At 70.3% G+C, this 24,025-nt stretch carries 18 protein-coding genes; 3 read left to right on the forward strand and 15 right to left on the reverse strand.

Annotation, left to right across the window (positions count from 1 at the left end; all coding sequences use genetic code 11):
* Positions 1-56: 56 nt before the first annotated feature.
* From ABT008_RS16140 to ABT008_RS16165, 6 genes are all read right to left on the reverse strand, one after another.
* Positions 57-2,450, reverse strand: coding sequence for an RICIN domain-containing protein (locus ABT008_RS16140; RefSeq protein ID WP_350697005.1), 2,394 nt, complete (start codon positions 2,448-2,450; stop codon positions 57-59).
* Positions 2,451-2,516: 66 nt separating this feature from the next.
* Positions 2,517-3,368 (reverse strand): sugar phosphate isomerase/epimerase family protein, encoded by an 852-nt coding sequence (locus ABT008_RS16145; protein WP_350697006.1) that lies wholly within the window; start codon positions 3,366-3,368, stop codon positions 2,517-2,519.
* A gap of 5 nt (positions 3,369-3,373) precedes the next feature.
* On the reverse strand, positions 3,374-4,558 hold the full coding sequence (locus tag ABT008_RS16150) for a substrate-binding domain-containing protein (RefSeq protein ID WP_350697007.1): 1,185 nt from the start codon (positions 4,556-4,558) through the stop codon (positions 3,374-3,376).
* 10 nt (positions 4,559-4,568) lie between these two features.
* On the reverse strand, positions 4,569-5,552 hold the full coding sequence (locus ABT008_RS16155) for an ABC transporter permease (RefSeq protein ID WP_350697008.1): 984 nt from the start codon (positions 5,550-5,552) through the stop codon (positions 4,569-4,571).
* A complete protein-coding gene (locus ABT008_RS16160; RefSeq protein WP_350697009.1) occupies positions 5,549-6,523 on the reverse strand; it encodes an ABC transporter permease in 975 nt (324 codons plus the stop codon). The genes ABT008_RS16155 and ABT008_RS16160 overlap by 4 nt, the downstream gene beginning before the upstream one ends.
* The gene (locus ABT008_RS16165) at positions 6,520-8,031 is read right to left on the reverse strand and encodes a sugar ABC transporter ATP-binding protein (RefSeq protein WP_350697010.1); all 1,512 of its coding nucleotides are present in this window, start codon (positions 8,029-8,031) and stop codon (positions 6,520-6,522) included. The genes ABT008_RS16160 and ABT008_RS16165 overlap by 4 nt, the downstream gene beginning before the upstream one ends.
* A gap of 437 nt (positions 8,032-8,468) precedes the next feature.
* On the opposite strand from ABT008_RS16165, the gene ABT008_RS16170 reads away from it, so the two are divergent.
* A complete protein-coding gene (locus tag ABT008_RS16170; protein ID WP_350697011.1) occupies positions 8,469-12,014 on the forward strand; it encodes a ThuA domain-containing protein in 3,546 nt (1,181 codons plus the stop codon).
* 190 nt (positions 12,015-12,204) lie between these two features.
* Here ABT008_RS16170 and ABT008_RS16175 read toward each other — a convergent pair whose 3' ends face one another.
* Genes ABT008_RS16175 through ABT008_RS16190 form a run of 4 tightly spaced genes read right to left on the reverse strand, consistent with a single transcriptional unit; the run spans position 12,205 to position 16,528 of the window.
* Positions 12,205-13,467 carry a mandelate racemase/muconate lactonizing enzyme family protein gene (locus ABT008_RS16175; RefSeq protein WP_350697012.1) on the reverse strand — a complete coding sequence of 421 codons (1,263 nt, stop codon included), beginning with the start codon at positions 13,465-13,467 and terminating at the stop codon, positions 12,205-12,207.
* 1 nt (position 13,468) lies between these two features.
* The gene (locus ABT008_RS16180; RefSeq protein WP_350697013.1) at positions 13,469-14,296 is read right to left on the reverse strand and encodes a carbohydrate ABC transporter permease; all 828 of its coding nucleotides are present in this window, start codon (positions 14,294-14,296) and stop codon (positions 13,469-13,471) included.
* Positions 14,296-15,258, reverse strand: a complete 963-nt coding sequence (locus ABT008_RS16185) for a carbohydrate ABC transporter permease (RefSeq protein WP_350697014.1) — start codon at positions 15,256-15,258, stop codon at positions 14,296-14,298. Before ABT008_RS16185 ends, ABT008_RS16180 begins: the two co-directional genes overlap by 1 nt.
* Before the next feature lie 4 nt (positions 15,259-15,262).
* A complete protein-coding gene (locus tag ABT008_RS16190) occupies positions 15,263-16,528 on the reverse strand; it encodes an ABC transporter substrate-binding protein (protein WP_350697015.1) in 1,266 nt (421 codons plus the stop codon).
* Positions 16,529-16,675: 147 nt separating this feature from the next.
* Here ABT008_RS16190 and ABT008_RS16195 point away from each other — a divergent pair, with 147 nt between their 5' ends.
* Positions 16,676-17,446, forward strand: a complete 771-nt coding sequence (locus ABT008_RS16195; protein ID WP_350697016.1) for a FadR/GntR family transcriptional regulator — start codon at positions 16,676-16,678, stop codon at positions 17,444-17,446.
* A gap of 84 nt (positions 17,447-17,530) precedes the next feature.
* On the opposite strand, the gene ABT008_RS16200 is transcribed toward ABT008_RS16195, so the two are convergent.
* On the reverse strand, positions 17,531-18,916 hold the full coding sequence (locus ABT008_RS16200; protein ID WP_350697017.1) for an RICIN domain-containing protein: 1,386 nt from the start codon (positions 18,914-18,916) through the stop codon (positions 17,531-17,533).
* Between the two features lie 308 nt (positions 18,917-19,224).
* Here ABT008_RS16200 and ABT008_RS16205 point away from each other — a divergent pair, with 308 nt between their 5' ends.
* Positions 19,225-19,686, forward strand: coding sequence for a GNAT family N-acetyltransferase (locus ABT008_RS16205; RefSeq protein ID WP_350697018.1), 462 nt, complete (start codon positions 19,225-19,227; stop codon positions 19,684-19,686).
* Between the two features lie 81 nt (positions 19,687-19,767).
* Here ABT008_RS16205 and ABT008_RS16210 read toward each other — a convergent pair whose 3' ends face one another.
* From ABT008_RS16210 to ABT008_RS16225, 4 genes are all read right to left on the reverse strand, one after another.
* Positions 19,768-20,958, reverse strand: coding sequence for a helix-turn-helix domain-containing protein (locus ABT008_RS16210; RefSeq protein WP_350697019.1), 1,191 nt, complete (start codon positions 20,956-20,958; stop codon positions 19,768-19,770).
* Positions 20,948-21,115: a hypothetical protein gene (locus tag ABT008_RS16215; RefSeq protein ID WP_236145651.1), complete on the reverse strand. Its 168-nt coding sequence runs from the start codon at positions 21,113-21,115 to the stop codon at positions 20,948-20,950. The genes ABT008_RS16210 and ABT008_RS16215 overlap by 11 nt, the downstream gene beginning before the upstream one ends.
* A 213-nt stretch (positions 21,116-21,328) precedes the next feature.
* Positions 21,329-22,558 carry a helix-turn-helix domain-containing protein gene (locus ABT008_RS16220; protein ID WP_350697020.1) on the reverse strand — a complete coding sequence of 410 codons (1,230 nt, stop codon included), beginning with the start codon at positions 22,556-22,558 and terminating at the stop codon, positions 21,329-21,331.
* A gap of 225 nt (positions 22,559-22,783) precedes the next feature.
* Positions 22,784-23,929, reverse strand: coding sequence for a helix-turn-helix domain-containing protein (locus ABT008_RS16225; RefSeq protein WP_350697109.1), 1,146 nt, complete (start codon positions 23,927-23,929; stop codon positions 22,784-22,786).
* Positions 23,930-24,025: the final 96 nt, after the last annotated feature.

Below are 24,025 nucleotides of genomic sequence, written 5' to 3' on the forward strand. Positions count from 1 at the left end.
CCGGCCCGGGCCGGGGGTCGGGTGGGACGGGGCCGGACCCGTGCCACCCGACGTCTTCAGCTACGCAGGTTCCACTGCTGGTTCGTGCCGCCGTGGCAGGCCCAGAGGTGCACCTTCGTGCCGTTCGCGGTGCCGTTCCCGCTGGCGTCGAGACAGAGCCCGGACTGGGCGCCGGTGATCGTGCCGTTGGGGTTGACCGTCCACTGCTGGTTGACCTGCCCGTTGCAGTCCCAGATGATCGCCAGGGTGCCGTTCGCGGTGCCCTGGCCGGACGCGTCCAGGCACTTGGTGCCGTACACCACGAGTTGCCGGGAAGCGGTGTACGTCCAGCGCTGGTTGGTGCCGCCGTGACAGTCCCAGAGCTGGGCCTGCGTGCCGTTGGTGGTGCTCGATCCGCCGATCTCGAGGCAGCGGCCGGACTGCCCGCCGACGATCTGGACGTTCTGCTGACCGCCACCGCCCTGCGGACCGGCCGCCGCCATCACCGCCTGCGCCCCGGCGGGCCAGTTGTTGTTGCTCACCGTCACGTTGCCGTTGACCACGTTGCCGCGATCGCCGTTGGTGACGTTGCTGCTGCCGTTGGTCGACCAGTTGTTGGTGACGGTGAAGTTGCCCATGTTCTCGGCGAACCAGTAGTTGGCGGTGGCCCACGTGCCGGTCGAGGCGAAGACGTTGTTGCGGGCGGTGAAGTAGCGGGAGCCCTCGTCGAAATAGAGCCCGAAGTGACCGTTGGTCCGCAGGCAGTAGTTGTCGGCGATCAGTCCGCCCGGATTCGCCGACAGGGTGTAGATGCAGCCGCCGTCGTTCATCTGCTGCATGACGTCGTGCACGTAGTTGCCGACGAGCCGGTTGTTGGACGCGGTGGTGGCGGTGCTGTAGCGCGGCTGGTAGTTGTACAGCCCCCGGTCGGCGTAGTGGTTGCTGCCCCCGGCGTCGTTGGAACCCCAGCCGTACCCGATGGACATGCCGGTGTACGGCATGTTGTAGACCTCGTTGTACGAGACGGTGGAGTTGGTGACGTAGGTGGTCAGCACCGAGACGATGCCCCGGTACTCGATGCCCAGGTCGTGCAACCGGTTGTTGCTGATGGTGATGTCCCGGTTGACCATGCGCTGGTCGCTCGGGTGGTGGGCGTCGGCGCGTACGCCACCGACGACGATGCCACCGGCCACGTTGCGGGCGATCTCGGACCGGGTGATGGTGATGTTGCTGGCCCCGAGGCCGACGCCGCTGCCGTGGGCGTTGGCGTCGTTGCCGATGCCGATGGCGGTCTGACCGAGGTTGACGAACGAGGAGTCGCTGAAGGTGACGTTGTTGGCGGCCGAGATCTGCACGGCGGCCGGCATCTGCTGCCAGTTCGGGCGGGTGGCCTCGAACTGCGGGCAGCCGTTGTGGCAGGAGGTGAAGGCAGGCCAGCTCCAGTTCCCGGCGATGTACGCGCCGGTCTGCTGGTCGACGTAGCCCTGGGCGCTGCTGGCGCCGAGCCAGCTCGTGCCGGTGACGGTGACCCCGCTGAACGTGATGTGGTGGGCCGGGGCCGCGTACGTGCCGCCGATCTGGATCAGGGACTGCACCGTCGGCAGCTCCACCCGGGCGGTGCTCATGTTCTGCCCGGCCAGCGGGATGTAGGACAGCGCACCGCTTCCCGGGTCCAGATACCACTCCCCCGGCGCGTCCAGGAACTCGTAGGCGTTGCTCAGGTACAGCGGCCCGGCCCGGTGCGGGCTGGTGAAGGTGTCGTACCCGAAGTTGTTGTTGCTCCAGCCGGGTTGCTGCATCCGGATCTGGTTGCCGCTGATGCTCTGCACCGACACGTACCGGTCGGTGAACGAGTTGACGCTCTCCATCTGGACGCGGCTCTGGTTGGCCAGGTTGTTGAGATAGCCCAACGCACTGCTGGTGAACCGCATCCCGGTGCTGTCGGCGGTGAAGTCGGCCCGGTTGACCTGGGTACGCGCCCGGGTCGCCACCGCACCGTCGACGTAGAGCTGCCGGCTGTCCAGCCCGGCGCCGACGTTGGCCCGCCAGATGTTGCGTCCGGCGTCCACGAGCGACCAGCCGGTGACCGCGCGGGCGCCGCTGATCACCGGTCGGGCCGACGGGGCGGCCTGCCACAACACGCGGTAGCCGTTGGTGCCGGAGTCGGCGGCGGTGAAGCGCAGCGGCGCGGTGAGCCGGTAGGTCCCGTCGGCCAGTTGCACCACGATGTCGCCGGACATCGCGCTGTTCAGGGCACGGACGGCGGTCTGCGCGCCGGTCAACGAACACGGCGCGGCGGCGCTGCACGTGCTGCCGCTGCCCGTCGGCGAGGCGTACAGGGTGGTGGTGGCCGCGAGGGCCGGGGCGGCGGCGGTGGCCACGACGGTGGCGGTGAGCACGCTGGTGAGCGCCACCGTGGTCACCGCGGCCAGCACCCGTCTGGGTGTGGTGGGACGAGGCGGTCCGGACACGGGAGGTCTCCTTCGGCTGGGACGGATGGTGGTCGTGCGGTGGTGGCGGTGCGGGTGGTGGCCGGCTCAGCCCAGGAGCCCGCGCAGGTAGGCCAGCCCGTCGAGGGCGAGCCGGTCCGGCGACGGGGCCAGGGGACGCCAGATGGACGCGGCGGTGGCGATCGTCTCGTTCTCGGCGGTGAACGACTCGATGCAGACCGCGCCCCGGTAGCCGGTGCCGGCCAGCACGGCGAACAGGCGGGGCCAGTCCAGGTGGTCGCTGCCGGGAGCGCCCCGGTTGGTGCCACTGACCTGGACGTGCTTGATGTACGGGCCGGCGACGGCGAGCGCGGCGTACGGGTCGGCCTCCTCGATGTTCATGTGGTAGGTGTCGATCATCAGGCCGACGTTCGACGGCAGACCGTCGATCAGGTCCACCGCCTGGTCGATCGTGTTGACCACGCTGGTCTCGTACCGGTTGAGCGCCTCCACCCCGATGGACACCCCTCGCGCACCGGCGTACTCGGCGACCGGCGCCAGGGCCCGGCGGAAGTCCGCGTAGCAGGCGGTGCGCTCGGCCGCCGTCATCCGCCAGGTCCGGCCCACCGAGGCGTAGACCGGACCGCCGACGCTCGGCGCCCCGACGGCCGCCGCGCTGTCCACACAGCCCTTCAGGTACGCCACGGTGGCCTCGACCACCCTCGGTGCGGCGTCGACGAGGTCCCGGCCGGGCGGGGTGACCGCGCAGACGCCGGCCGCGCGGAGCCCGTGTGCCGCGAGCAGGTCCCGGGTCCGGACCGGATCCCAGTCCCCGGGCTGCTCGATCGGCAGCTCGACCGCGTCGAAGCCGAAGCCGGCGATCCGGGGCACCAGCTCGGCCAGCGCCGCGTCGTCGACCGGTGAGGTCCAGACCCAGGGGTTGACGCCGATCTCGTACACCGGGCCTACTTCCAGCGCTGGGGGTACCCGGGCAGGTCGGTGCAGCCGCACATCGCGTAGTGCAGCGGCGGCATGTCCGGGTCGAGGTAGCTGTCCAGGTTCTCCTGCGTGATGGTCGGCTGCGGCAGCTTCCACGGGTTGGACACCTGCTCGCCGTCGAGGATCCGCAGGGCGGCGATGATCGGCGTACGCCACTGGTAGGTCGGATAGGTCGGCGCGATCGCGGTGAGCCCGGCCTCCTTCCACACCTTGAGGAAGTCGAGCTGGTCCTCGCCGTTGATCGGCGGCACCGGCTTGCCGGCGTCCTGGAACGCCTCCACCGCCGCGACCGCGACCGCACCGGCGTCCATCCAGACGCCGTCGATGGTGCCGTACCGCTGGAGGTAGTCGTCGACGATCTTCTTGGTCTTGGCCGGGTCGCCGTCGGTGAACTCGACGCCGACGACGTCCACGCCCGCCTTGTCGAACGCGACCTTCGCCGCCGACCAGCGTGTCTCCAGCACGTCGACGCCGGGCAGGATGCGCAGCGCGAGCAGCTTGCCGCCGGGCTTCATCCGCTGGCTGACGAACTCGGCGCCCACGTGGCCGAAGCCGTACCCGCCGATGGGGTTGATGAAGGTCACCGGGCAGTCCGTGTCGACACCACGGTCGAAGACGATCACCGGCAGGCCGGTGCGGCAGGCGGCCTCCACCGCCGGGGTGAGGGTGGCGGTCGTGTTCGGCGAGACGATCAGGGCGTCGCAGTCGCGGCCGAGCAGGTCGTTGATGTCGGCGATCTGCTTCTGGTCCTTGCCCTCGGCCTCCACGTGCACGAACTCGGCGATCCGGTCTCCCTGCGCGGCCACCTCGGCCTGCATGGTCTTGTAGCCGACCTGACGCCAGGGATTGTTCAGCGCGGCGTTGGAGAAGCAGATCCGGTGCGGTCCGGCCTTCTTGAACGAGGCGGTGTCCACCATCGCCGGGTCGAGCGCCTGCTCCCACGGTCGGTCCGCCGGACCGGTCGGCGTGGCCTGCAACAGGGCCAACTCGGCGTCGTAGGCAGCCTGCTCGAAGAAGGAGGACTGCTCGCCGGTGCCCGCCCCGGCGGGCGCGGACGAGGCACCGGACGGGTTCGCCACCGGTTGGTCGGTGGCGCACCCGGCGAGCGTCAGCAGTGTCACCGCGCCGAGCGCGGCCAGGAAGCGTTTCATCGGATCCCCTTTATCTCGACGTGGAACGTCGGGCCGCGACCGCCACGGCGACCAGGATGATGGCGCCCTGGACCGCCGGTCGGAGCGCACCCGAGATGCCGTAGAAGTTCATGAGCGCGAAGAGCAGTTCGAGGGTGGTGGCGCCGAGCATCGCGCCGACGACCGAGCCCCGTCCGCCGCCCAACGCCACACCGCCGAGGACCACGGCGGTGATGGCACCGAACTCCAGGCCGGCACCGGCCTGGAAGGAGACCCCGCTGTAGCCGCCAATCAGGATCGCCGCGACCGCCGCCGCGAGGCCACTGAGGACGAAGGCCGCGGTGCGGGTACGCCACACGCGTACCCCGCTGAGCCGGGCGGTGCGCGGGTTGTCGCCGACGGCGACCACGATCCGCCCGAAGTCGGCGCGGGTCAGCAGCACCGCCACCGTGGCGACGACCACCAGGATCACCAGCGCGTACGGGACGCGGCCGAGCAGCGGCACGTCCTCGAAGGCGCGTCGGCCGTACTGCCGGAACTCCTCGGTGAGCCCGCCCTTCGGCGCCCCGTCGGACCAGAGGTAGACCGCGCCGACGAGGATCAGGAACATGCCGAGGGTGGTGACGAACGAGGGCACCCCGAGCCGGGTGGTGACCAGGCCGTTGACCAGTCCGACGAGCGCGCCGCCGACGAGCAGCACCAGCACCACCGGCCAGGTCCGCGTCGGGTCGCTGTCGATCAGTCGGGCGGCCACCACCACCTGCGCGGTGACCAGGGCGCCGACGGAGAGGTCGAACTCGCCGCAGACGATCACGAAGTACTGACCGGCGGCGAGCAGGATGATCGGCGCCGAGCGGCCGAGGAACGACATCAGCGACGGCGGGCTGAGGAAGTCGGGCTGGCGGACGGTGATCAGGACCAGCAACACCACCAGGATCGCCAGGATCGGCGCCAGGCCACCGGGCCGGGTCCACTGCGCCGGTTGGAGCCGACGCCGGAGGGTCTGCGTGCTCACCCGGCCGCCTTCCGCATGGTCCGACGGGCGTAGACGGCCACCGCCGCGATGATGATCACGCCCCGGACCACCTGCTTGGCGAACGCGTCGACCGCGAGCTGGTTGAAGACGGCGTCGATGGTGGCGAGCAGCAGCACGCCGCCGACCGTGCCGACCACGCCGCCCCGGCCACCGGCCAGCGCGGTACCGCCGATCACCACGGCGGCGATCGACTCCAGGTCGTAGAGGCCCTCCGAGCCGACGCGGGGCGCACCCGAGCCGAGTCGGCTGGCGAGATAGATGCCGGCGATCCCGGCGCAGAGCGAGCAGAGCACGTGCGCGGTGACCCGCACCCGGTCGGTGCGTACCCCGGAGAGCCGGGCGACCTCCTCATCACCGCCGACGGCGAGCAGGTGGTGGCCGAACCTGGTCCGGGCCAGCGCGAACCAGGCCGCCCCGGCCACCAGGAGCAGCAGCAGGAAGGCCAGCGGCACCGGACCGACGCGCTGGTAGCCGAGGATCTGCACGAGGGTCGGTGAGGTGGTGCCGGCCGGGCCGGCGTACCCGTTGTCGAGGTATCCCTTGAGCAGCAGCCCGACGCCGAGCGTCGCGATGAACGCGTTGATCCGCCCGGCGGTGACGAGCAGCCCGTTGAGCAGCCCGATCCCGGCGCAGACCAACAGCGTCAGGCCGATCGCGGGCAGCATCGCGCTGTCCCGCCCGGCCATCGTCTCGGCGGCGACCAACGTGCTCAGGCTGACCACGTACGCGACCGAGAGGTCCAGCGAGCCGCCGAGGATGACCAGGGTCTGCCCGACGGCGACGAAGCCCAGTCCGGCGGCGACGTGCAGCAGGCTCACCGTCGTCGACTGGTTGACGAGCTGACCACCGTCGAGCAGGACGACCAGCCAGCCGATGGTCAGGGTGAGCGCCAGGGCCACGAACACCCCGGGCACCGGGCGTCGGACGGGCAGCAGCGCGCGGGTGGTCACGCCGCGGTCTCCCGTACCGTGCCGAGGGCGAGCCCGACCACGTCCTCCTCGCGGCTGCCGGCGGGCAGTTCGCCCACGATCCGGCCGTCGCGCATGACGATGATCCGATCGCTCATGCCGAGCAGCTCGGGCAGGTCGGACGAGATCATCAGCACGGCGGCGCCCTCTGCGGCGAGGCGGCGGACCAGATCGTGGATCGCGGACTTCGCCCCCACGTCGATGCCTCGGGTGGGTTCGTCGAAGAGCAGGACCCGGGGGTGCAGGGCGAGCCACCGGGCCAGCACGACCTTCTGCTGGTTGCCGCCGGAGAGGAAACGGATCTCCTGGTGGTCACCGGCGGCGCGGACCTCGACGGCGGCGAGCAGTTCCCGGACCCGGGCGGTACGCGCGGCCCGGCCGGAGCGGATCGGGAAGGCGGCGCGGCCGGCCAGCAACGCGTTGTCGAGCACCGACTGGCGGCCGATCGTGCCCTCGCCCTTGCGGTCCTCGGTGACGTAGGCGATCCCGGCCCGCATCGCCGCACGCGGGGAGCGCAACCGGACCGGCCTGCCGTCGAGACTGACCTCGCCGGTGGTGAACGGGGCGGCCCCGAACAGGGCTCGGGCCAGGGCGGAGCGGCCGGAGCCCTGGAGACCGCCGACGCCGAGCACCTCGCCCGCGCGCAGGTCCAGCTCGATGTCGCGCAGTCTGCGGTTCCCGCCGCGCCGGACGGTGAGCCGGACCGCGCCGACGTCGGCCGGGGCGGCGCGCGGCGGGTAGTAGTGCGACAGCTCGCGGCCGACCATGTGTCGGACGAGGTCGTCGGCGCTGGTGTCGGCGGTGTCCGTGGTGGTCACCCGGCGGCCGTCCTTGAGGACGGTGATCCGGTCGGACAGGTCGAAGACCTCGGCGAGCCGGTGCGAGACATAGAGGATGCCGATGCCCTGTTCCTGGAGCCGGCGTACCAGGGCGTAGAGCAGGGTCACCTCGTGGTCGGCCAGCGCGGCGGTGGGCTCGTCCATGATGATGAGTCGGGCGTCCAGGGCGAGTGTCTTGGCGATCTCCACGACCTGCTGTTGCGCGACGCTGAGCCGGCTCACCGGTGCGTCGGCCGGCAGGGCCGTCTCCCCGACCGAGGCCAGGAGTTGCCGGGTGCGGTCGCGCATCCGACGGCGGTCGACCAGGCCACGGCGGGTGGGTTCGTGGCCCAGGAACACGTTCTCCGCGACGGTGCGTTCCGGCAGCAGGTTGAACTCCTGGTGGATGATGCCGATGCCGGCCCGCTGGGCGTCGCGTGGGCCGCCGAAGGCGCGTGGCTCGCCGTCGAGTTCGACGGTGCCCTCGTCCGGGGCGTACCCGCCGGAGACGATCTTCATGAGGGTGGACTTGCCGGCACCGTTCTCGCCGACGACGGCGTGCACCTCACCGGCGGCGACATCGAGACCGACCTCGTCGAGCACGCGGACGCCGAGGAAGGACTTGCTGATTCCCCGCAGCGCGAGCAGGGGCGCCGGACGCCGGTCTGACATCGTCGATGATCCTCACGTTCAGTAGCCAAGATCGGATGCCGTCCGACGCCGGAGATCCTCCAGCGTGGACGGTCGATACTGTTTTGTCATCCAGGTGCGGCACTTCGTGTTGTCGTGCTCAAACTTTCGCTTGACACGACCGAAACATCACACGTATGAAGATAGATGTTCGGGTATGAGTTCGCAATCCCCCGTCCGCCAGGGACTTTCGGGCACCGTCCCGTCGGTGCGGACCGGGGAAGACACACCTGCGCGAGAGCCAGCACCGGCACGGAGACACCGTCCATGGCGTCGTTAACATCCGACGACATCGATGCACGATGCGCTCCGGCTCCCCACCCCCACGGGACGGCACCTCAGTCCGACATGACGGTGAGTCACCACCGCAAGCGTTGGCGCGCCACCCGTATCCCCTGCCCGTCCAACGAGGAGACGCCATGCGTCGCACGACATCCATCATCGGAGTGATCGCGGGTCTGTTACTGACCTTCGCGGTCGTGAACCCGGCGGCGGCGGCTCCCGCCTTCCGGGCCCTGGTGTTCACCAAGACCGCCGGTTACCGGCACGACTCCATCCCCGCAGGCGTCGCGATGTTCCAGCAGCAGGCGGCGGCCAACAACTTCGAGGTGGTGCACAGCGAGGACTCGGCCGTGTTCACCCCGGCCAACCTCGCCACCTTCGACGTCCTGGTGATGTTCCAGACCTCCGGCATGGTCTGGACCTCGGCCGCCCAGCGTCAGGCGGTGGAGGGTTTCCTCGCCTCCGGCAAGGGGATCGTCGCCGTCCACAACGCCACCGACATGGGCATCGAGGGTGAATACCCGTGGTGGGACCAGACCGTCAACGGCGGCGCGCACATGCCGGAACACTCCCCCGGCGTCCTGCCCGGCACCGCCATCGTGGCCGACAAGAAGCACCCCTCCACGGCTACTCTGCCGGACCGCTGGAACCGCAGCGAGGAGTGGTACAACTTCGACAAGAACCCGCGCGGTGACGTACACGTGCTGGTCACCGCGGACGAACGGACGTACAACCCCGGTTCCCGGGCGATGGGTCCGGACCACCCGATCTCCTGGTGCCGTGCCGTCGGCGGCGGTCGGGTCTGGGCCACCGCGATGGGCCACGCCATCGAGTCCTACAGCGAGACCCACTTCCGCAACCATGTGCTCGGCGGGGTGAAGTGGGCCGCCGGCAACGAGCCCGGGGACTGCGGCGGCACGGTCTGGGGCAACTTCGAGAAGCGCTCGCTCGACACCAACACCGTCGACCCGATGGCACTGGCGGTGACCCCCGACGGTCGGGTGATCTACGTCCAACGCGGCGGCCAGATCAAGATCTTCAAGCCGAGTACGAGCAGCACCGTCACCGCCGGCACGCTCAGCGTCTACACCGGCGGTGAGGACGGCCTCACCGGGCTGGCGCTGGACCCGAACTTCGCCACCAACGGGTACGTCTACCTGTACCACTCGCCGGCCGGCAGCAGCACGGACGTCAACCGGGTCTCCCGCATCACGCTGAGCGGTGACACGTTGACCATGTCCAGCCAGGTCACGATCATCGACATCCCCGCCTACCGCGACCGCACCTACCCCGAGCCGGGACACACCGGCGGGTACATGGAGTTCGGGCCGGACGGCAACCTCTACATCGGCACCGGCGACGACGTGCCGCCGAACCTCGACCCCAACTGGCAGGGCTACGCGCCGCTGGACTGGCGCTCGGGCAAGCACATGCTCGACGCCGCCCGCACCGCCGGCAACACCAACGACCTGCGGGGCAAGCTGCTGCGCATCCGGCCCTCGGCGAGCGGCGGTTACACCATCCCGTCGGGCAACCTCTATCCACAGGGGACGGCGCAGACCCGGCCCGAGATCTACGCGATGGGCTTCCGCAACCCGTTCCGCTTCTCGATCGACCCGACCAACGGCTGGGTCTACCTGGCCGACTACGGGCCGGACCGGAACCCGCCGACCACCAACCGTGGCCCCGAGGGTCTCGTCGAGCTGAACGTGATCAAGACGCCGGGCAACTACGGCTGGCCGTTCTGCCACGGCGACAACCAGCCGTACGCGCCGTACAACCCGGACACCGGTGCGGTCGGGGCCAAGTTCAACTGCGCCAACCCGGTGAACAACTCGCCCAACAACACCGGCCTGACCAGCCTGCGCCCGGTGGTCGCGCCGAACATGTGGTACGGCTACGGCACCTCGACCACCTTCCCGGAGCTGGGCTCCGGCGGCTCGGGGCCGATGGGCGGCCCGGTCTACCGCTACAACGCGGCGAACCCGTCGCAGACGAAGTTCCCGCCGTACTACGACGGGGTCCACTTCTTCTACGAGTGGTCGCGCAGCTACCTCAAGGAGGTGCACTTCGACTCGGCGACGGCGGTCACCCGGACCAACGCCTTCCTGCCCACCACCCGGTTCAACAAGCCGATGGACATGGAGTTCGGCCCGGACGGATCGCTCTACCTGCTGGAGTGGGGCACCAACTTCGGCGGCGGCAACAGCGACTCCGGTCTCTACCGCATCGACTACGTGCAGGGTGGACGGTCCCCGATCGCCAAGGCCGCCGGTACGCCCACCAGCGGCAACGCCCCGCTGACCGTGCAGTTCTCCAGCGCCGGGTCGGCGGACCCCGACCCCGGTGACACGATCAGCTACCAGTGGACCTTCGGTGACGGCACCACGTCGACGGCGGCCAACCCGTCGCACGTCTACACCGCGAACGGCAACTACACCGCCCAGCTCAAGGTCACCGACAGCACCGGGAAGACCGGCTTCGCCAACGTGGCGATCACGGTCGGCAACACCGCTCCGGTGGTCACCATCACCACCCCGGCGCATGGCGGCATGCTCACCTTCGGTGACCGGGTCTCCTACCAGATCAGCGTCTCCGACCCGGGTGGGGCGGCGATCGACTGCGCCAAGGTGATCCTCAACCCGGCGCTCGGGCACGACGACCACGCGCACGAGACCACCGACCTGCCCGGCTGCTCCGGCACCATCCCCACCGACCTGCTCGGCGGGCATCCGGACGGCGCGAACCTGTTCTACGTGCTCAACGCGCGCTACACCGACAACGGCGGGGCGGGCGGGGCCGCACCGCTGACCGGGCACGCACAGGTGATCCTCCAGCCCAAGCACAAGCAGGCCGAGTACTACAGCAGCCAGTCCGGCACCCGGGTGGTCGACCAGGCCGGCGCGGAGAGCGGCAAGCGGGTCGGCGACATCTCCAACAACGACTGGGTGGCCTTCACCCCGATGAGCCTCTCCGGCATCACCACGGTCAGCTACCGGCTGTCGTCACCGTCCGGCGGCGGCACGATCGAGCTGCGGGCCGGCTCCCCCACCGGCACGCTGCTGGCCACCACGCCGGTGCCGGCCACCGGCGGCTGGGACAACTACCAGTCGACACCACCGGTGAACGTCACCGCCCTGGCCGGTACGCACACCCTGTACCTGGTCTTCAAGGGCAGCGGCAACAACTGGTTCGACCTCGACTCGCACACCTTCGGCGGTGCGGGGGTCGGTGTCGGCGGCACCGGTGGGGTGGCCGGGCGGACCTGGACCCTCACCGCGCAGCACAGCGGCAAGGTGATGGACGTCAACGGGGTCTCCACCGCCGACGGCGCCCAGATCCACCAGTGGGCCGCCAGCGGCGGGAACAACCAGAAGTGGCAGGCGGTCGACGCCGGCAACGGTGCCGTCACTCTCAAGGCGGTGCACAGCGGCAAGTGCGCGGAGATCGTCGGCTCGTCCACCAGCGCGGGTGCCTTCCTCCAGCAGGCCACCTGCGGCACCGGCAACCAGCAGAAGTTCACCGTCACGGCGACCGGCACCAGCGGCGTCTACACGGTCCGGAGCGTGCTGAGCGGCCTCTGCCTGGACGTCAACGGCGCGGCCACCACCGACGGCGCGCGGCTGGTGCAGTGGACCTGCCACGGCGGCACCAACCAGCAGTGGCGGTTCGGCGCGGCCTGACGACCGCGACGCTGATCCGCCGATGACACCGGTCGGGACCGGCCCCCGCACCACGGGAGCCGGTCCCGATCGTCGTGCGCGGACCCGACCAGCGTGCGCGGACCCGACCAGCGTGCGCGGACCTGGGGCGACGTGTGCGGACCCGGGACGGCCTGTGCGGACCCGGACGGCGTGCGCGGACCCGGACGGCTCAGCGGCCGTCGGACTCGGCCAGCGGTGCGCCGGCACGCCCACCGTGGCCGTTCAGGGCGGCGCCGCCGACCGTGGCACCGGTCGGCAGGTACGCCGTCCGGGTCGGTGCCGGATCGCCGTACTCCGGCAGCAGCCGTCGTCCCGCCGACCCGGGCCGGACGTCGGGCCCCTCGGTGCTGCGGGCCGCCGGAGGGCGGACGGAAGCGCGGATCGTCCGCTCGTCGACGCGGACGCCGAGGCCCGGTGCGTCGCCGAGGACGAAGGCACCGTCCTCGACGTGCAGGTCGAGCGTGACACCGAGCGGTGGACGCAGGTCCTGCAACTCGCTGGTCAGGTGGTTGGGCACCGACGTCGCCGCGTGCAGCAGCCCGACCGGACTGTTGCCGATCGGACTGACCGGCAGGTCGTGGGCGTGCGCCAGGGCCGACGTCCGCAGGAAGTGGGTGACTCCCCAGACGGCCGCCGTTTGGACGATGTCGACCGCCCCGGCGGCGATCAGCGGGCGGTACTGCTCCAGCCCGGTCAGGTTCTCACCGGTGGCGACGGAGGCACGCACCCCCCGGCCGACGGCGGCGAGGCCCTCGGCGTCCCAGCGGCGGACGGGCTCCTCGATCCAGATGAGATCGAGGGTGCGTTCGAGTTCGCCGACGTGGCGGACCGCCTGCTTGCGGGTCCACGCCTCGTTGACGTCGAGCATGAGACCGGGTCGCCGTCCGTGCCCGGCCTCGGTCAGCACCTGTTCGACCAGGCCCAGGCGATGCCGGTCGCGGGCGATGTCCAGACCGCCCTTGAGCTTCGCGGCACGCAACCCGTGCGCGGCGTACGCGCGGTAGGTGTCGACCAGCTCGTCGTCGGTCAGGCCGATGTCGAGGCCGGAGGCGTACGCGGGCACCCGCCGGTCGCGTCCGCCCAGCAGTCGCCAGAGTGGCTGGCCGGCGGCCTGCGCCTTGATGTCCCAGAGGGCGGTGTCGAGCGCGCCGATGGTGCCGAAGACGGTGCCCCCGTGTCCGGCCTTGAAGCTGTGGCGCAGCATCCGGTCGTAGAGCGTCGTGACGGCGCGCGGGTCCTCGCCGTCGACGGCCGCGAAGATCCGTTCGATCTCCACGTGCGGGCCGAGGCCGACTCCGGAGATCCCCTCGTCGGTGTCGACGACGACGATCGACACCGGCACCACCCCGTCGGCGAAGACGCCGTTGGCGTCACCGACGGGGCGTCCCCATTCCTGCACCGTGGTGAGCGTCCGATATCCGGTGATCCGCATGTCAGCCCTTCGTGGAGCCGGCGGCGACGCCGTCGGCGATCTGGCGCTGGAGGAAGAGGTAGACCAGCAGGACGGGGAGCGCGGCGATCAGCACCCCGGAGGCGAAGGTCGGGATGTCGTCGGAGTACTGCCCGCGCAGCGAGGTCACGCCCACCATCAGGGTGCGCTGGTCGGCCGAGGGCATCATGACCAGCGACATCAGGACGTCGTTCCAGCAGAACAGGGCGTTGAGGATGCCGACGGAGAGCAGCGCCGGAGTGCCCAGCGGAAGCATGATCCGCCGGTACACGCCGTAGAGGCTGTTGCCGTCGATCCGGGCCGCGTCGATGATCTCCGGCGGTATCGACCGGTAGTAGCTGGTCATCAGGAAGACGGTGAAGGGCAGGAACTGGGCGACGTAGACGAGGATCAACCCGGGGTACGTGTCGATGAGCGCGGTGTCGGCCATGATCCGGGCCAGCGGCACCATGATCACTTGGAACGGTACGAAGAGACCCGCGAGGCAGCCGAGGAACAGCGCCCGCGACCCACGGAACCGTATCTGGCTGAGGGCGAAGCCGGCCATCGAACCGAGCAGCAGGAGCAGCAGCACCGACGACGACACCACGATCACCGAGTTGACGAAGTATCGGCTCATGCCGACGCTGCTCCACGCCGTCTCGATGTTGTCCCAGCGCAGCTTGTCGGTCAGGGCGAAGCGGTCGAGGATGTAGTCGCGCCGGGTCTTCATCGCGACGTTCGCGGTGAACAGCAGGGGGTAGATCGTCGCCAGGGCGAGCACCAGCATCGGGACGGCGATCAACCACCGCCCCGGCCGCAGGCGGGACATCAGTTCTCCCTTCCGGCCCGGCTGAGCAGCTTGATCTGCACCAGCCCCACCACGAGCATGATCACGAAGAGGACCGTCGAGGCGGCCGAGGCGAGGGCGGGCCGGTTCATCTGGCCCTGCTGGATCCAGATGTAGTACTCCGGCAGGTAGGTGGACCCCTCCGGGCCGCCGCTGGTCATCACGAACAGCAGCCCGAACATCGAGGTCAACATCCCGATCATCGTGGTCACGAAGACGAACTGGATGGTCCGGGACAGCCCCGGGACGATCACGTGCCGGATGACCTGGGGCAGCGAGGCACCGTCCACCCGGGCGGCGTCCAGCAGGGCGGCGTCGAGGGTCGCGAACCCGGCGAGGAAGACCACCAGGGACATCCCGAAGGTGGCCCAGACGTGCACGCCGACCACCACGAACATCGCGATGTCCGGGTCGCCGAGCCAGTCGATCGGCCCGACACCGGCCGGGCCGAGGAGGGAGTTGAGCGGGCCGTCCACCGCGAGCAGCAGGTTGAAGATCGCTCCGACGATGACCGGGGAGAGCACGGCGGGAAAGAAGTAGACGCTGCGGTAGAGCCGATGCCCGGGAACCCGCAGGTAGATGAAGGTCGCCAGCAGGCCGGGGATCGCCACCGCCACCGGCAGCAGCAACACCAGCCAGCCGACGTTGCCCAGCGCGGTCCGGAACAGCGGGTCGGCCAGCAGTTCCCGGTAGTTGTCGACACCCACCGCCGTGCCGTCGCGGGCCCCGTCCCCGGTGAACGAGAAGTTCACGCCGAGCAGCAGCGGATACAGCCGCAGCACCACGATGATCAGCACGGCGGGGGCGACCAGGACGTACGGTGCGAGGCGCTCGGAGCGCAGACGGCCGGCGGCCCGCGTCGCACCCCGGCGACGGTCGGTCGCCGCGTCGGTCCGTCCGGCCGGAGCCGGACGGACCGAGGCTTGCGCGTTTCCGATCGGCACGAACTCAGCCCGCCTGGTCGGAGGCGGCCAGTTGCCGCACCACCTCGTCGACGTCGGCCGAGCCGCTGAGCAGTTGCTGGGACAGTCGGCCCATCAGGTCCAGGGTCTTCGAGGAGAGCGCCACGTGCAGCGCCGGCTTGCCGTCCTCGGTCTCGGCCACGATGCCGGCCACCGCCGGGCCGCCCTGCGACACGTCGATCGTGGTGTCGGCGGCGATCGCTCCCGCGTCCGCGTAGAAGGCCTTGAGCGCCTCGGTCGAGGTGAGCGAGCGGACCAGATCGGCGGCGACCTTCGGATCCTTGGTCCACTTCGCCACCCCGTAGCCGATCCCACCGTCGTAGGGCAGGCTCGGGGTGGTGCCCTCGGTGACCACCGGGGCGTTCATCACGCCGAGCTTCTCCGGCGTCAGGAACTCGTTGAAGTCCTTCCAGTGCCCGACGTCCGACATCAGCCCGATGACGTGGGCGGCCTTGCCGGACTGGAAGAGGGCGAACCCGTCGTTGAACATCGCGGTCGAGTTGGCACCGTCGGTGTTCAGCCCGGCGTCGCCGGCCTCCTGCCAGAGCTGGAACACCCGCTTGACGTGGGGTGAGTTCCAGTCGCGCTTGCCGGCGATCCAGTCGTCGTACTCCTGCGCGGTGAGCGTGGCGGAGCCCAGTGCGGAGAGCCAGAACTGGATGCCCGCGCCTTCCTTGTTGCCGAGCGCGAAGCACTTGGCACCGGCCTTGGCGATGGCGGCGCAGTCGCTGAGGAACTCGGTCCAGGTCGTCGCCGGGGCGGCGGGGTCGAGCCCGGCCTTCTCGTACACCGCCTTGTTGTAGTAGATGGGGTGGCCCTGCAACGTCACCGGACCGGCGTAGGTGCGGCCCTCCTCGGTGAAGGCGTCCCAGCCGGCCAGGCGCTCCCGGTCCTCGGCGAGATACTCGTCCAGCGGCACCAGCGCGTCGACCCGGTCCCGGATCTGGCCGCCGCCGTTGAAGAGCATGACGTCCGGGCCCTTGCCGGCCTGGATCGCCGCGCCCAGCAGCGTGTAGTACTGGTCGAACGGCTGCGCGACGAACTCGACCGTGACGTCCGGGTGCTTCGCGGCGAAATCCGCCTTGGCCTTGTCGAGGTACGGGGCGGCGGACGCCTCACCGGACTTCCAGTCCCACACCACCAGCTTGCCGTCCGCGCCACCGGCGGACCCGCCCGATCCGGTGGCGCTTCCACAGCCGGCCGTCGCTACCAGTCCCACAACGAGGACGGCGGACCAGAGTGCGCGTTTCATCGTTGTTCACCTCTGAACGGGAATGGCCGACGGCTCCACCGCAGGCCAACAATGTGCGAAAACGTAACTCGTATGACGTCTGACGTCAACGGTCGGACGTACACTGACCACCGGACGTCGTGCCACGGCAAGCAAATCGGAGGGGACATGACGCCATCGCAGGAGACGACCGTGGACGCCACGGCCGCCCCGGCCTGGACCCGCCGGCCGCAGAACCTCGCGCGCGCCGTCACCGCCGAGCTGGTGCAGCGGATCGTGCGCGGGATACATCCGTCCGGGTCTCCCCTGCCCCCCGAGCCCGTGCTCTGCGAGACCTTCTCGGTCAGCAGGACCGTGGTCCGCGAAGCGGTCAAGGTCCTCCAGGAGAAGGGCCTGGTGCAGGTACGCCAGGGCGCCGGCACCACGGTCACCGAGCCCTCGAACTGGGACATGCTCGACGAACTCGTCCTCGCCGCCACCATCGCCGAGGACGACAGCCTCGCCATCCTGGACGACCTGGTGGTCACCAGACGGCTGCTCGAATCGGACATGGCGCACGTCGCCGCCCGACAGGCCGACGCCGAGACCATCGAGCGCCTGCGGGCGCTGGTCGACCGGATGGACGAACTCGTCGACGACACTGTCGCCTACCACGAGCACGACCGGGCCTTCCACGACACGGTGATGCAGGCGTCCGGCAACCGGATCGCCCGTGGGGTGGTCCGCTCGTTGGAGAGCCAGGTCGCCAACACCGCCCGGTACATGGGTCGCACCCAGCGCTCGCTCTGCGTGGCGTCCAACCGGGGACACCGCCGCATCTACGAGCGGATCGCCGCCCGCGACCCGGCCGGTGCCGCCGACGCGATGTTCACCCACATCACCGAGGCGTGGCTGGTCCGCCGCAAGGGCTCCGGCAAGCCGACCCGACTGCAACGCTGACACCGCCTCTCCACTCGCCGCCGGCAGCCGTCACCGGTCGTCGACCGGTGACGGCTGCCGTGGTGATCCCGTTGTCCTGTCGGGTCAGGAGAACTGCGCGAAGAACCGCCAGATCTCACCCTTGGTCCAGGTCGTGATGCCGCTCTCGCCGTACGTCCCGTCGACTGGGCCGGGCATGTGCCCGTTGTCGAAGGCCGCCCACTGCACCGGGTAACCCGACCGGCAGCCGGAGTACACGGTGGTGATGTGGGTGCGACTGCCGCCACCGGGCTCGGGCGGGTTCTGCGCCGCGCACCCGTTGTTGCGGACGAACGTGTCGCGCAGCGCGCGCCCCTGACCGATGTTGAGCACGTTGTCCGAGATGCCGTGCAGCCCGAAGTACGCGATCGGCTGCGTGCCGCCGGAGCAGCCGCTGATCTGGGCACCGGCGATCACCGCGACGGCCCGGAACACGTCGGCCCGCGCGCAGGCCAGGGCGTAGCTCATGCCGCCGCCCCAACTGAAGCCGGTGGCGAAGCGCTGCCTCGGGTTGACGCAGAGGTCGGCCTCGATCCGCCGGATCATGTCGTCCACGAACGTGACGTCCTCGCCACCGGCGTTGCCCCAGCCGTTGCCGAGCCCCTGCGGCGCGACCAGGATCGCACTGTTGTTGGACTGCTCCTGCTGGCCGTAGTACGACCAGGCGGTCCCGCTGGTGCCGCCGTTGGAGATCTCCTGCATGGTGCCGCCACGCCAGTGGAAGGCGAAGATCAGCCGGTACGGGTTGTTCGGCTGGTAGTTGGCGGGTACGCGCAGGATGAACGACCGGCTCTTGCCGCCGCTCTGGATCGTGTGGGTGCCGCTGGTCAGGGTGGGCGTACGGCCGCATCCGGTGCCGCCCGGCGGGTTGGGGTTGCTCCCGTCGACGCGGACGAGCTGCCACTGCTGGTTGCTGCCGTTCCAGTCCGCGTACTGGACGATGTTCGCCCCGTCGGCGGTCGACGCGCCCTGGACCTCGACGACCTTGCCGCTGTGCCGGCTGACCAGCCGGACGTGGCCGCCGTCCGAGTCGGCCAACCGGAACTGCTGGTTGGCCCCGTTGTTGTCCGACCAGGCGACGATCGGAGCACCGTCGGCGGTGGACTGGTTCTGCACGTCGAGGACCTTGCCGGAGTGCCGGGACTTGAGCCGATAGAAGCCGCCGCCGGAGTCGACGAACTGCCACTGCTGGTTGGCACCGTTGTTCCGCGTCCACTGACTGATCCGCGCGCCGTCGTTGGTGGCCGAGGCGTACAGGTCCAGCGCCTTGCCGCTGGTCCGGTTCACCAGGACGTACCAGGCGGTGGTGTCGACCGTCGCGGCGGACGCGGGCGTGGCGCTCACCGCCACGACCGTGCCGGCCGTCATGACCACGGCGAGCGCGGCGGCCAGTCCGGATCGTCGACCGCGTCTCGGCGGGGAGGCGGGACGGGCCTCGCCGATGACTGTCATGGTCCACTCCTTCGGTCGGGGTCGCCTGCGGGCGGAACCGCCCGCGCGCGCCCGGCTGGGGGTGCCGGCGTCGGGTGGTGGCGTCAGCACGTCGGTGTGTCGTGGGGATGCCCGGACGGCGGCGCCCGATCCGGCGACACGAGCCCACGAGGGAGCGGTCCACCAGGTCGGGGCGTGGTGTCGACGCCGGACGACCGGACCGCTCGCTCATCGAAATCTAACGATGCAAACGTCATACGTCAAACGACAGATGTAGGGCTGACCGGAAAGTGGCTGCACTACGCCTCGCCGGGGACCAGAATGGCGCGGTGCGGATCACCGAGATCGACCCCGGCGCAGACGAGACACTGGCCCGAACGCTGCTGTCGATCCAGCACGCGGCGTACGCGGTGGAGGCGTCGCTCATCGGCGACGACCGGATCCCACCCCTGCACGAGACGCTCGACGCGCTGCGCGCCGCGCCGCTGCGCTGGCTCGGCGCCCACCACGACGGACGGCTGGTCGGTGCGGTGGCCTGGTCGGAGAACGCCGCCGAGCTGGACATCGACCGGCTCGTGGTGGACCCGGCGGCCCACCGTCGCGGCACCGGCACCGCCCTGGTGCGGACGCTCCTCGCCTCGGCCGGCGACCGGCGGACCGTGGTCGCCACGGGCGCGGCGAACCTCCCGGCCCGCCGGCTCTACGAGCGTCTCGACTTCCGCCTGATCGGTGAGCGCGAGGTCATCCCCGGCCTCCGGATCGCCGAGTACGCCCGCGAACCGGCGACCTGAGCCGCCCTCCCGTCGTCACCTGCCTCGCCCCGGTCCAGGGAGACGGGTGGCGCGTCGGGCTCCGGGACAGGAATGGCGTGGTCAGACCAGCCCGAGGCTGATGGCGAGTTGGGTGATCGTCGTCGACGCGTCCTGGTCGCGGGCCACGTGGGCGACCATCTCTCGTACCGCCGGTCGGTGCCGGATCTCGGCGGGCGCGGTGGTGTCGGCCTGGATCAGGACCCGGGCCGCGTTGGTGGCGTCGTCGGTGTCCAGGTAGGCGCGGGCGGCGTCGACGAGATGCGCGGCGCGATGCTCGACGGGTAGCCACCGCCACTCGTCGCGCCCGATCGCCTTCTCGTGCCGCGCGACGGCGTCCGAGGTGTCGCCGAGTTCAATGGCGGCGGTGACCCGGGCCAGTTCGACGGCGGTCGGGCCGAAGGCCGTGCGGTGGTGGTCGTGTCCCTCGCCGACCCGGGCGGCCATCTCGGCGGCTTCGTCCAGCAGATCAGCGGCGGCGCGGTCGTTGCCGCAGGTCGCGGCGATCAGGGCGGCCTGCACGAGCAGGCTGCCGCAGAGCGACACCTCCGGCGGATCGCCGGTGTCGGGGTCGGGTGGGGCGATCTGGTAGGCGGCGGCCAACATCACCGACCTCGCCCGCGCCGAGGTCCGGAGCACCTGCCCGAGTTGCACCGACGCGCACGCCAGCAACAGGCGGTCGCCGGTGGCGGCGGACATGGCCCGGTCGGCGGCCAGCCAGGCAAGCTGATGCTCGTCCAGCTTGACCAACAACGCCGTGGTGACCCGGTACGCCTCCACCACCAACGCCCGACCCACCTCCGGGTCCTGGGCGCACGCCCGGTGCACGGTGGTCAACAGCCTCGGCAGCAGGTCGATCAGGTGCGGGTATCGGGCGTGCTGGTAGGTGGTCCACGCGTGCGCGACCTCCCGCGCCACCCGCTCCGGCGGCATCACCTCGCCGCGCGTGGACGGTCGGCCGAGGGCCATCTCGTACGTCGACATCGCCGCCCTGATCCGAGCGACACCCTCATGACGCTCGACCGCATCGGCAGGCTCGACGTCACGACCGAGCAGAGTCGCCGCATCCACCCGCAGCACGGTGGCGATGTCCCGGATGACCGACAGGCGCTCCAACGACCGTACGCCGCGTTCGACCTTGTCCACCCAACTCTTCGACTTACCCAACCGGTCGGCGAACGTCTGCTGCGACAGATTCCGCCGCGCCCGCAGGTAGGCGACCCGCCGCCCGATCGGTACCGGGTCACCGGGCACGACGCCACCGCCGATCCGGCACCGCCCGGGTCGTCTCCTCGACCGGTATCCGCTCCGCCTCAGCCTGCGCCAGGATGCGTTGCTTCGCGGCCTCCCGCTCCGCCGCTTCCGCCTGCTCGCCTCGACTCTGCACCGGCTCGCGCTGTACGCCGTCCACCCGCTACCTCCTCGAAAGGCACGGCAAGGTGCGCTCGAAAGACGACCTTTGCTGTGCTGACAGAAGGGGCGCGGCTCACCTGAGAACTGGTGGCGGCACCTCACGCGCCGGTCGCACCCCGTAATGCCATGTTCACGGGGCGCAATGAGGGTGGACAGGTACACGGCAGGCCACGCCATGCGACCTGCGGGAAAGGTGGTACGTGTTGTGCGACTACGCCCCGACCAGAGACGCCAACTCGGCCAACTCCTTGGTCATCGCCCGCCGACGCTTCTCGGCGATCGACTGGACGATGTCCCGGGCGTACCGCTGCTGCCGCAACCACGCCGGTGCCCGATCCCGGAGGTCCATCAGCACCCCGGTCGCGTCCGCGTACGCACCCGTCTGGGCGTGGGACCACGCGACGTCCAGGTAGTGCCGCTGCCTCGACGACGGGGTCACCTGCGGAGACCGGTGCACCTGCTGCGCGAGAGCCAACGCCTCGTCGGGTCGGCCCGCGATAACCGCCGACTCCACCCGCATCAGGTGCACACCCTCGGCCGAGTAGTCGTTGCCGATGACGTCGGCGTCCGGGTGCGGCCGGTCACCGAGCCGGTGCGCACCGGCCGCCGCCAGGTCGAGCATGTCCCGGGCGTCGTCGTGCCGGGCATCCCGCACCGCCGCTGACGCACCCTTGATCAGCAGGAAGCCCCAGGCGGACAGGTGGGCAGGTGAGGCGGTGGACAGCTTCGGCTCCACCTGATCGGCGGTCCGTACCGCCAGCACCTCAGCCTCCTCGAACCGGGCCTGCCGCAGCAACAGCCAACACATCGGTGCCACCGCTGCGGCACCGATGATCTGATCCCCGCTACGACGGGCGTGATCCAGTGCGGCTGTAAGAGCGACATGCGCAAGGTCAACCCGGCGTAGCTGGATGAGGAGCCGACCCGCCAACTGGTGAGCCTGCGACGCCAGCGCATGCGCGGCCAACCGCTCATCACCGTCGGCGACGTCGACAAACGTCCGCGCCTCATCGAGCAGGCCGGGGATCAACGTGAGAGCTGCCGCGTAGTCATTGGCGTGATAGATCGTGTTCGCCGCCTTGATCGACCGCCGCACGTCAGCGGCAGTCGGTGGGCCGATCTCGGGGTCGTCCACCACGGAACGCCCATCGAGACCCGAGACCGGCGTCAGAGCGCGGCGGACGTCAACAAGGCCCAGCGGCGCGGCATCAGGCTCACGCATTGCCTGCGCCTGCGCAGCAGAACCCATCAACGCGGACGTCGGAACGCCGAGCGCAGTCGCCAACTTGTTCAACGTCGACATGCGGGCGCTGGTCCGCTCGTTCTGCTCCAGCTTCCGAATCGTCTCCACACTGACGCCCGCCCGCTCCGCCAGCCGCTCCTGAGTGAGAGTGGACTCGCTGCGCAGCCTGCGGAGGTGATCACCGATCGTCGTGAGCATGGCAGCCTCCCAAGAGAACCGACTGAGCCCGCGCCCGCCGACCGTCCGACGGGCCACCACTCCGGACGGTACACCGCATCAACCCGCGTGCATGACACCGAGCAACCGGCCCGGACGCCAGCCCACGCGCAGTCTGACGGCATGGGTAGACCAAGGGCCAGGCGTTGAAGCGAAAGTTGCAGCCACGTGCGACAAGGTGGCAGTCGAGCCGATCACAGCCAACTACTACGCGGCCAGGCTCATCCGCTCGCACAGCCCCCGCAACTCCGGCGATGTCGCGCCCTTACGCAGCAGCGACCGTGCCGTCTCCCGCGCCGACACCGACGAGCGGGCGTGTTGCGATCCGACCCGTTCGGCAGCGAGCAGCATCCGCACCGCGTCCCGGTCCCGGCCGACCGCCTCGGCGGCACGGCCCATGTCGAGCCAGAAATACACCTGCCGCACCGCTGGCAGGCCCGCCAGCTCCACGCCCGATGCCGTCTGCAACGCCGCCTCCGGACGACCCGTGTCGAGCAGGAACGCCATCAGCCACAGCGCCACGTTCCGTGGCCCCCAGGCGAGGTCCCAACTGTCGGTCTCCCCGGTGTGCGCCGCGATCTGCCCCGCTTCGGCAAGGTGCTCCTCCGCACCCGCCTGATCCCGCAGCCCGGCGAGGTGATGCGCCCGTGCCAGGTGCAGGAATCCCGTCACGTCCAGCGCCCCATCAGCGCTGCTGCCCGAAAGATCGGCAGCCGCGACGTCACACAGCGCCCGCGCCGGACCGTACGCCCCCGAATAGGCCGACACCCGCGCCCGGTTCGCCGCCGCGACCCCGGCCGCCACCGGGTCATCAAGCATCCCGGCCGCCTCGGCACACCGCTCCGCCGCCAACCACGCATGCGCCGGGTAGCTGACGTTCAGCAACGACCCCATCGCCACGCCGTACACCGGCACCATCTCCGCCAACGCCACTCGCCGATCGGTGAGGCCATGCATCGCCGGCACCAGGTCGACAAGCCGCCGCAACGCACCCGCGTAGTCACACCGCCCGTACAGACCACGCACGAGCGCCGCCTCTCGGCGCACCTGATCGACCGTCGTCACCGCATCGGAACGCTTGGACATCGGCGTGTCCATCATGATCCGCCACACCCGCTCCGCGTCGATACGGGCCGCGTCGAGCTGCCGATCAGCCGGCGTGTACGCCTGCCCGGTCAGGTCCACTACCGAGCATTCAAGAGCCGCCGCCAGATCCACCACCATGTACCGGTCGGTGCGCTGCTGGCCACGCTCGATCCGCGACCACGAGGTGTGAGAGATGCCCGCTCGACTGGCCGCGTAGCGCACACTCCAACCACGCAACTCCCGACGAGCACGAATACGATCACCAATCGACGGATCAACAGGTATCGGCCGACGTGCCATCAGCGGCACTCCCAGTCATACGAGAACCCCTACCGATCATCCCCGGCAGGCTGCCAGGGCGTG

It is taken from the genome of Micromonospora sp. NPDC002389, from assembly GCF_040296095.1.
In the GTDB taxonomy this organism is placed as follows: Bacteria; Actinomycetota; Actinomycetes; order Mycobacteriales; family Micromonosporaceae; genus Micromonospora.